Source organism: Streptomyces sp. PA03-1a (genome assembly GCF_033792805.1).
Taxonomy (GTDB): domain Bacteria; phylum Actinomycetota; class Actinomycetes; order Streptomycetales; family Streptomycetaceae; genus Actinacidiphila.
In genome coordinates, this window is record NZ_JARAVO010000347.1 from 1 (window position 1) to 7,158 (window position 7,158).

Sequence of the window (7,158 nt, forward strand, 5' to 3'; positions counted from 1 at the left end):
GGGTCCATGCGGTGGCATTCCCGTCCGGCTCCCACGCGGCGGCGCCCGCCCGGGTGGGCGCCGCCGCGTGGGAGCCGGACGGGAATGCCACCGCATGGACCCGGGGCGAATTTCTCCGCCGGGGGTGCCGCCGGGGCCCGGCGCCTCATGGCCGACGCCGGTTCGCAGCTGACCGACCCCGAGGCCGAGGCGCGGGCGGCGTTCGGGCTGACCGTCTGATCGGCTGACCGGGCCGGTTGTCAGTGGCGTCTGCTCCACTGGTCGTGGTGGCACAAGGACTCGGCAGGGGGGTGCGCGATGGGCGTGCGGTACGGCTACTTCCACACCACCGACCGCGGCACGGCGATCGACTGGGCGGTCGGGCCGGACCGGCGCGGATATCCCTGGTCGCGGCTCGACGAGGCCGGCGCCGACTGGTTCGAGATGAAGAGCCTGGATCCGGTCGTCGTGCTCGGGCAACTGGTCGCCTACGCGCGGGGAACCGGTTTCGAGGCCGGGGACGAAGGACCCGAGCCGGTGTGGCCCGATCCGGCGCAGTGGCACGCGGAGCCGGGGCTGCTGATCGAGGAGATACCGGAGGACTGGCGGGACACGCTCGCGGCCGTCGGCGACGAGGCCCTGCCGGGGATCGCCGAGCGCTGGGAGGGTATCGAGGAGGTCCGCTTCGGGGACCGTCAGGAGGCCGAGGAGTGCGCGCGGCTGTTCGTCGGACTGGCCCGGCGGGCGCGGGCGGCGGGCCACACCCTGTACTACGTCGCCTGCCTCTGACCGATTCCTGGAGGGGGTGTGCGGATAGGGCGATTCCTCGCTTTCCGCTCCGCCGTGCGGTCCGCCTTTCTTCGGGCGGCCGGAGGGTGTTGACCTGCGTTCCGGATCATCACAAGATGGCCGCGTACGGCTCTCCGCCGAGATCGCCGGCCGGGCCGTCCTCGACCGCCTCGCCCGTCGGTACGGGCAGGCCGGTGTGCGGTCCGGCGCGTCCGGAATCCTGGAAGGTCACGCGTTCATGCAGAGCTACGCCTCGGCGCAATTGGCATCACCTGGCACCTACTTCCAGACGGCTGCGTTCTGCTGCCTCGTGGCGATCGTGCTCATACGGGCGGGCCGCGTGTGGCGCCGCGCGGCGCGGGGCCTGCTCGCCCCCGACGAGCCGGTGCGCGTGGAATCCGCTCCGGCGCCCGGTCCGGTGTCCTCGCCGGTGCGGGGCGACCGGACCGTGGGGCGGGTCTACCTCTGCTTCGGCTGGTTCCTGGTGCTGGGGACGGTCGTCAACCTGGTCAACGGCGTCCGCTCGGTGTGGGGCTGAGGGCCCGTCGGGCCCTGCACGGTCAGCGGCGGAGGCTCCCCTCCGGGGTCTGAGGGCGGACCGGCGGAGCCGTGACCTCGGGAGCGCCGGTGAGCCGGGCGCAGTAGGCGGGCACGGCGGCGGCGTCGCCGGCCGCGCGTTCCAGCCGGGCCAGGGTCGAGGCGTTGACGCTCTTGTGGTGCTCCGCCGCCTTGGCGTATGTCCGGCACAGCCCCTTCAGCCCGGCGTCCGTGGGCGCGGCGAGCGGGGGCACCGAGGCGTGCGGGCCGCGTGACGGGACGGGTGGGGTCGTGAGCGGGGCCGTGGGCGTGACGGTGGTGCCGTGCGGGGACGCGGTGCGCGTGCCGCCGCCCGGGCCCGCGGGAGCGGAGGACGGCGCGGGCGACACCGGCCGGGGTCCGGCCGTGCCCGGGTGGAAGGGGCCGGGGAGCGAGACGGTCTGCGCGGCCACGGCCACTCCGCCGAGGGCGAAGGCCGCGGCGAGTCCGCCGAGCGCCGCCCTGGTGCGCCGGGCGGACCGGTCGCGGCGGGCCCGCCTCCGGCCGTGGCCGCCGCTCGTGGCGGACCGGGCCTCCCGGAAGGCCGCCAGCGCGGCGCGCTCACGTTCGGGGTCGCCCGGCAGCGGTGCCGCGGCGGCCGTGAGCAGGCGTGCGAGGGCGTCCGCCGGGCCGTCGCCGGCCGCGCTGCGGTCCGCGTCGAGGAGGCGCTCGGCCAGGGCCGCGTCCATCCGGTCGTCGTGTGCTCGGCTGTTCCTCATCCGTCAGTCCGTCACTTCTCCATGGCGCCGTCGAGGCGCTCCGCGAGGCGTTTCAGGCCCCGGTGGGCGGCCGTCCGCACCGCTCCCGGGCGTTTGCCGAGGACCTTGGCCGCGGCGGGGGCGTTGAGCCCGACCACGACCCGCAGCAGCACGGCCTCGGCCTGGTCCTGCGGCAGGGCCGCGATCAGTTCGAGCGCGCGCCGCGTGGACAGGTTCTCCAGGGCGGTGCCTCCGGCGTCCTCGAGGGTCGAGGGCTCGGCCGTGCGTTCCTCCAGGGGCGCGGTGCGCGGCCGGGCCCTGGCCCGGCGGAGGTGGTCCAGGGCCCGGTGCCGGGCAATGGTGGCGGCCCAGCCCCGGAAGGCCTGGCCGCCGCCGCGGAAGCCGCGCAGGTCCCGTACGACGTCGTGCCAGGTCTCGGAGGCCACGTCCTCGGCGTCGTCGCCGACCAGGCCGTGCAGGTAGCCCAGGAGCATCGGATGGACCTCCCGGTAGAGGGCGCCGAACGCCGTCTCGTCGCCGGCGCGGGCCCGCCGGACCGCGTCGCCCAGTTCCTCCTCGCCCATCCGGCCGCGCCGGCGGACCTCCGCCTTCCCCACTGCGTCCTCTTTGTGCTCGTCGGCCCCGTGCCGCCGTCTGCCGCGCCGCGGCGCGGCGGGCGTCACCCCTCGGCCCGGCCCGCCACGGAGAGGCAGAAGAGGCGCAGGCTGTCCACCGGCCCGTTCTCGTAGCGCTTGACGGCCTTGCCCAGCGGATTCCACACCCTTCCGTCGGGCGTCCGGATACCGAACGGCTGGCCGAATGTACCCCGCTGCTCCTCGTCGAAGTCCACCCAGGTCGCTCCGGCCGTGCGGACCAGCACCTCGCCCGTGTAGCCGCCGAAGCCGCGGAGCGTGGGGGTGACGGCCTGGAGGGGCGGCTGCTCGCCGCGGATCGCCTCGATGACGCGGTCGACCAGGCCGAGGCTGGCCGGGGAGTAGTCGAGCCTGACGCGGGAGCCCTCCCTGGCCATGGACACGACATCCGCGGCGAGACGAGGACCCAGAACCGTCGCCGGTGGATTGCTCACGTCCTGCTTCATCGTGCCCCTTCGCTCCGTCGTCCCCGTCCGCGTGTGACGCGTGTGGCTACTGAGTGGGGCGCGGCGCGCCGCGAAAGCGTTACACCGGGCGGCGGAGGCGACGGGGCCCCGTGGCGCGGACGCGCTTAGGCTGCGGGCATGGCGAACGCGACCGTACGCGAGTGGTACGAGGAAGAGGGCTGGGGCGTGCTGGACTGCCCCGAGACGCCCGGGGGGTGCTTCGCCCACTACAGCGACATCGAGATGAACGGCTTCCGCACCCTGTCCGCCGGCCAGTCGGTGGCCCTGGAGTGGGAGGCGCCCGGATTCGCGCAGGACGGGTACGACTACCGCGCCCTGCGGGTCGTCCCGAAGGGCTGAGCGGACCCGCGGGTCAGCCCACGTCCCACAGGAAGCGGTGGGTGTGGATGCCGAAGTACGGGAAGGTGTCCACCCCCGCGACCCCTTCGACGGCCCTGACGACGTCGTTGACGAAGTCCAGCAGGTCGGACGGCCCCGGGCAGACGACCTCGGCGAAGAGGGCGTAGGGCCCGGCGGTGAGGACCGCGTAGACGACCTCGTCCCGGGCGGCGAGCGTGTCCGCGACCGCGCGCGGGTCGCCGTCCACGCGGACGCCGAGGAGCGCCATCGCCTGCCCGCCCATGGCCATGGGGTCGGTGACGCCCACGACCTGCACGACCTTGCCGTCGATGAGCCGCTGCAGTCGCTGGCGGGCGGCGGACGGGGAGAGCCCGACCTTCGGGCCGAGGTCCGCGTAGGGGATGCGGCCGTCGGTCTGGAGTTCACGGAGGATGGCGCGGTCGATGTCGTCCACGGGGCTCAGCCTGCCAGTTCGGCCAGCGCACCGGCGAAGAGGGCGGTGTGGGTGTCGACGTCGGCCTCGGTGGTGGCCGGGCACATCAGGGCCATGTTGTGGAACGGCGTCATGAGGATGCCGCGGTTGGCCAGCCACAGGTGCAGGAAGTCCTCCAGCTCGGGGTCGGAGACGGCCGCCGACTCGGTGCCGTCGCGCGGCGCCGGTGCGGCGAAGCGGTATTCCGTACGGGCGCCGAGGCGGCTGACGGACCAGGGCAGGCCGTGCGCGGCGACGGCGTCGGCGACGCCCCGCTCGAAGCGGGCGGCGAGGGCGGACATGCCGGTGAACGCCTCGTCGGTGAGGACGTGTTCGAGGGTGGCACGCATGGCGGCGACGGACAGGGCGTTGCCCGCGAGGGTGCCGCCGACGCCGCCCATGTCGACCAGGTCGAGGTCGCCGCGGGACAGCAGGCGGTCGGCGAGGTCGGTGGAGAGGCCGTAGGCACCGGCCGGTACGCCGCCGGCGATGGCCTTGCCGATGGTGAGGATGTCGGGGTCGAGGTTCCAGGCGGCGGTGGCGCCGCCCGGCCCCGCGGAGAAGGTGTGGGTCTCGTCGTTGATCAGCAGGACGCCGTGCCGGCGGGTGATCTCGCGGACGCCCGCCAGGTAGCCGGGCTCGGGCAGCACGATCCCGATGTTGGTGAGGGCGGGCTCCATCAGGACGGCGGCCACGTCCCCGTGGGCGAGCTCCCGTTCCAGGCCCTCCAGGTCGTTGAACTCCGCGACACGGCTGGTCAGCGTGACGTCGCAGGGCGCTCCGACGTTGCCGGGGCGGCTCGCCCCGCCGCGCCCGCCGGGGCCGGTGACGATCAGGGACTCGTCGACGCTGCCGTGGTAGCAGTAGCTGTTGAAGAGGATCTTCTGCCGTCCGGTGACGGCCCGGGCGAGCCGGATCGCCCAGCGGTTGGCGTCCGTGGCCGTCAGCGAGTACGACCAGCGGGGCAGCCCGAAGCGGCGGGCCAGTTCGGCGCCGACCCACTCGGCGTCCTCGGTGGGGAGCATCGCCGTGGCGCCGCCCTGCTCGCGGTAGCGGCGCTCGATCGCGGCGGCGACGGGCTCCGGGGAGTGCCCGGCCATGGCGCCGGTGTCGCCGAGGCAGAAGTCGACGTACTCGTGGCCGTCGATGTCGGTCACACGGGCGCCGCGGGCACCGGCGAGGTACCGGGGGAAGGCTCCCGCGTTCTTGTTCATCCAGGTCATCGGCACCCGGCCGAAGAGGTGGTCGGCCGCCTCGTACGCGGCCCGTGACTTCGGGTTGCGGGCGGCGGCCTCGGCGGTCTCCCGGACGAGCAGTTCCTTCAGGCGGGTGCGGTCGACGGACATGGGGCCTCCTCGGCGACGGACGGCTCCGACCATACGCGTGATTCCATTGTCAATCCATCCCCCGGCGCCAGATTCGATCGTGCGAGCTATCGAATCTCCATCCGACGGTCAGCGCGAGGGCCACACGCACCTGCCGGGCGGAGCCGGCGGCCCGGCCGGAGATCCGTCACGGCCGTAGCGGGTGCGCCCGCCGGGGACCGGTGCCAGGGTGGCTGGTGTCGGTCGGTGGACGGACTGCAGGGAAAGGCGGCGATGGCCATGGCGGGACACCCGCACGCCATGCTGGTCCACAAGGTGTACGCGGCGCTCACCCGGGGCGACATGGACGCACTGGCCGGACTGCTGGCCGGGGACGCGGCCCACCACTCCCCCGGCGACCATCCGCTCGCCGGTCACTACAAGGGCCGGGACGAGATCATCGGCTACTACCGCAGGCTCGCCGAGGAGACCGACGGCAGCATGCGGGTCCAGTTGCGGCAGGTGCTCGTTGACGGCCGGGGCCACGCGATGTCCCTCCACCACCTCACGGCCGAGCGCGGGGGCGGCTACCTCGACCAGCCGGGCGGCATCGTGTTCCGCATCGTCGGCGACCGGATCACGGACCTGGACGAGTGCGTGGGCGACCTCGACGCCGCCAACCGCTTCTGGTCCTGAGCGGGCAGGCGCCCCGGGGCCCGGTCCCACGCGGTGACGGGGAAGACCTGCACGCTGTTGCTCACCATCGACCGCAACGGCTCCGGCTCTCCGCGCGCGACGGCCGCCCGCAGGGCCGGGAAGCGTGCGAACAGCGCGGGCAGCGCGATCTCCGCCTCCAGGCGGGCCGGCGCGGCGCCCAGGCAGTGGTGCGGCCAATACCCGAAGGTGAGGTGGCGGCCGGCGGGGCGGGTGACGTCGAAGCGGTCGGCGTCGGGGCCGTGCCGCTCCGGATCGCGCGTCCGGATGCGGCGCAGGAGGCGAGGAAGGCGTCGCCCCGGGGGATGACGGTGTCCCCGACCGGGATGTCTGCGACCGCGGAGCGCAGCGGGAACTGGCCCACGGGCGAGTCCCGGCGCAGGGTCTCCTCGGCGACCGCGCTCCAGCTCGCCCGGCCCGGCCGGACGAGGTCCAGCTGCCCGGGGTGGTCGAGCAGCGCCCGTACGTACAGCGCACGCTGGTCGGCGACGACGTCCTGCGGCCCGGTGGCGCTGCTCACCAGTGAACGAGAGAGCCGGTGGCACTCGTCGTGCCGCTCCCGGGGCAGCCCGAGCAGTTCGCAGACGACCCGCATCGGCAGCGGGTAGGCGAAGTGGGCGCGCAGGTCCGCGGGCCCGCCCCGGCGAGGGCGGCGGCGAGGCCGTCGAGCAGTTACGCGGCGAGCGCCTCGACGCGCGGCCGCAGCGCGGCGACCCGGCGCGGGGTGAAGGCCTGGGCGACCAGGCCCCGCAACCGCCGGTGGTCGGGGCCGCCGGAGGTCATCATGCCCGGCATGTGACGAAGGTGATCAGCGGCCAGCCCTCGGGGACCTCGCCCTCGGCGAGGGCGCGCCAGTGGCGGGGGTCCTTGGCCGTGCGCGGATCCGCCGGCAGTTTCCTGCAGCAGGTCGTGGCGCGTGACCGCCCAGGCGGGGACAGCACCGGGGAGCTCGACGCGCGCGACCGGGCCGAGGGCGCGCAGGGCGGCGTTCTCCCCGTGCTGGTCGCGGCCGAGCGGGTCAAGGCGCAGCGGCGCGGGCTGAGTTGTCATGGACGGCATCGTGGCGTGCGCCCGCGGGCACGCCACGATGCCGTCCATCACACCCTACCCCGCGCCGCTGCCCATTGACCCTGTCCTCTATTCCAAACTCCGAGCCCCCACACCACA

13 protein-coding genes are annotated in these 7,158 nt (G+C 74.6%); 5 read left to right on the forward strand and 8 right to left on the reverse strand.

The window, feature by feature from the left end:
• Positions 1 to 84: 84 nt before the first annotated feature.
• Positions 85 to 219: a hypothetical protein gene (locus tag PV341_RS42325; RefSeq protein ID WP_500331570.1), complete on the forward strand. Its 135-nt coding sequence runs from the start codon at positions 85 to 87 to the stop codon at positions 217 to 219.
• A gap of 78 nt (positions 220 to 297) precedes the next feature.
• Complete coding sequence (locus tag PV341_RS42330; RefSeq protein ID WP_500360648.1) at positions 298 to 768, forward strand: hypothetical protein; 471 nt, start codon at positions 298 to 300, stop codon at positions 766 to 768.
• A 109-nt stretch (positions 769 to 877) separates the two neighbouring features.
• On the opposite strand, the gene PV341_RS42335 is transcribed toward PV341_RS42330, so the two are convergent.
• Positions 878 to 1,000, reverse strand: coding sequence for a hypothetical protein (locus PV341_RS42335; RefSeq protein ID WP_499512371.1), 123 nt, complete (start codon positions 998 to 1,000; stop codon positions 878 to 880).
• Between the two features lie 6 nt (positions 1,001 to 1,006).
• Between PV341_RS42335 and PV341_RS42340 the strand changes: the two genes are divergently transcribed.
• Entirely contained in the window at positions 1,007 to 1,306 is a 300-nt protein-coding gene (locus tag PV341_RS42340) for a hypothetical protein (RefSeq protein ID WP_500331567.1), read from the forward strand.
• A 22-nt stretch (positions 1,307 to 1,328) separates the two neighbouring features.
• Here PV341_RS42340 and PV341_RS42345 read toward each other — a convergent pair whose 3' ends face one another.
• From PV341_RS42345 to PV341_RS42355, 3 genes are all read right to left on the reverse strand, one after another.
• A complete protein-coding gene (locus PV341_RS42345) occupies positions 1,329 to 2,063 on the reverse strand; it encodes a hypothetical protein (protein ID WP_500331565.1) in 735 nt (244 codons plus the stop codon).
• Between the two features lie 11 nt (positions 2,064 to 2,074).
• A complete protein-coding gene (locus tag PV341_RS42350; RefSeq protein WP_500331564.1) occupies positions 2,075 to 2,659 on the reverse strand; it encodes an RNA polymerase sigma factor in 585 nt (194 codons plus the stop codon).
• 62 nt (positions 2,660 to 2,721) lie between these two features.
• Positions 2,722 to 3,129: a hypothetical protein gene (locus PV341_RS42355; protein ID WP_500360649.1), complete on the reverse strand. Its 408-nt coding sequence runs from the start codon at positions 3,127 to 3,129 to the stop codon at positions 2,722 to 2,724.
• A gap of 150 nt (positions 3,130 to 3,279) precedes the next feature.
• On the opposite strand from PV341_RS42355, the gene PV341_RS42360 reads away from it, so the two are divergent.
• On the forward strand, positions 3,280 to 3,501 hold the full coding sequence (locus PV341_RS42360; protein WP_499512378.1) for a S1 domain-containing protein: 222 nt from the start codon (positions 3,280 to 3,282) through the stop codon (positions 3,499 to 3,501).
• Positions 3,502 to 3,514: 13 nt separating this feature from the next.
• Here PV341_RS42360 and PV341_RS42365 read toward each other — a convergent pair whose 3' ends face one another.
• Both PV341_RS42365 and PV341_RS42370 read right to left on the reverse strand, forming a co-directional pair.
• Positions 3,515 to 3,955 (reverse strand): Lrp/AsnC family transcriptional regulator, encoded by a 441-nt coding sequence (locus PV341_RS42365; protein ID WP_500331560.1) that lies wholly within the window; start codon positions 3,953 to 3,955, stop codon positions 3,515 to 3,517.
• 5 nt (positions 3,956 to 3,960) lie between these two features.
• A complete protein-coding gene (locus PV341_RS42370; protein ID WP_500360650.1) occupies positions 3,961 to 5,319 on the reverse strand; it encodes a transaminase in 1,359 nt (452 codons plus the stop codon).
• Positions 5,320 to 5,577: 258 nt separating this feature from the next.
• Here PV341_RS42370 and PV341_RS42375 point away from each other — a divergent pair, with 258 nt between their 5' ends.
• Positions 5,578 to 5,973 carry a nuclear transport factor 2 family protein gene (locus PV341_RS42375; protein ID WP_500331577.1) on the forward strand — a complete coding sequence of 132 codons (396 nt, stop codon included), beginning with the start codon at positions 5,578 to 5,580 and terminating at the stop codon, positions 5,971 to 5,973.
• Between the two features lie 61 nt (positions 5,974 to 6,034).
• On the opposite strand, the gene PV341_RS42380 is transcribed toward PV341_RS42375, so the two are convergent.
• Positions 6,035 to 6,586 (reverse strand): hypothetical protein, encoded by a 552-nt coding sequence (locus PV341_RS42380; RefSeq protein WP_500331557.1) that lies wholly within the window; start codon positions 6,584 to 6,586, stop codon positions 6,035 to 6,037.
• Between the two features lie 77 nt (positions 6,587 to 6,663).
• Positions 6,664 to 7,041, reverse strand: coding sequence for a hypothetical protein (locus tag PV341_RS42385; RefSeq protein WP_500360651.1), 378 nt, complete (start codon positions 7,039 to 7,041; stop codon positions 6,664 to 6,666).
• Between the last annotated feature and the right edge of the window lie 117 nt (positions 7,042 to 7,158).

Bases quoted from the DNA above. Each gene is read 5' to 3' on its own strand.
- PV341_RS42325 (WP_500331570.1), top strand. From the start codon at position 85: ATGCCACCGCATGGACCCGGGGCGAATTTCTCCGCCGGGGGTGCCGCC.
- PV341_RS42330 (WP_500360648.1), top strand. From the start codon at position 298: ATGGGCGTGCGGTACGGCTACTTCCACACCACCGACCGCGGCACGGCG.
- PV341_RS42340 (WP_500331567.1), top strand. From the start codon at position 1,007: ATGCAGAGCTACGCCTCGGCGCAATTGGCATCACCTGGCACCTACTTC.
- PV341_RS42345 (WP_500331565.1), bottom strand. From the start codon at position 2,063: ATGAGGAACAGCCGAGCACACGACGACCGGATGGACGCGGCCCTGGCC.
- PV341_RS42360 (WP_499512378.1), top strand. From the start codon at position 3,280: ATGGCGAACGCGACCGTACGCGAGTGGTACGAGGAAGAGGGCTGGGGC.
- PV341_RS42370 (WP_500360650.1), bottom strand. From the start codon at position 5,319: ATGTCCGTCGACCGCACCCGCCTGAAGGAACTGCTCGTCCGGGAGACC.
- PV341_RS42375 (WP_500331577.1), top strand. From the start codon at position 5,578: ATGGCGGGACACCCGCACGCCATGCTGGTCCACAAGGTGTACGCGGCG.
- PV341_RS42380 (WP_500331557.1), bottom strand. From the start codon at position 6,586: ATGCGGGTCGTCTGCGAACTGCTCGGGCTGCCCCGGGAGCGGCACGAC.
- PV341_RS42385 (WP_500360651.1), bottom strand. From the start codon at position 7,041: ATGACAACTCAGCCCGCGCCGCTGCGCCTTGACCCGCTCGGCCGCGAC.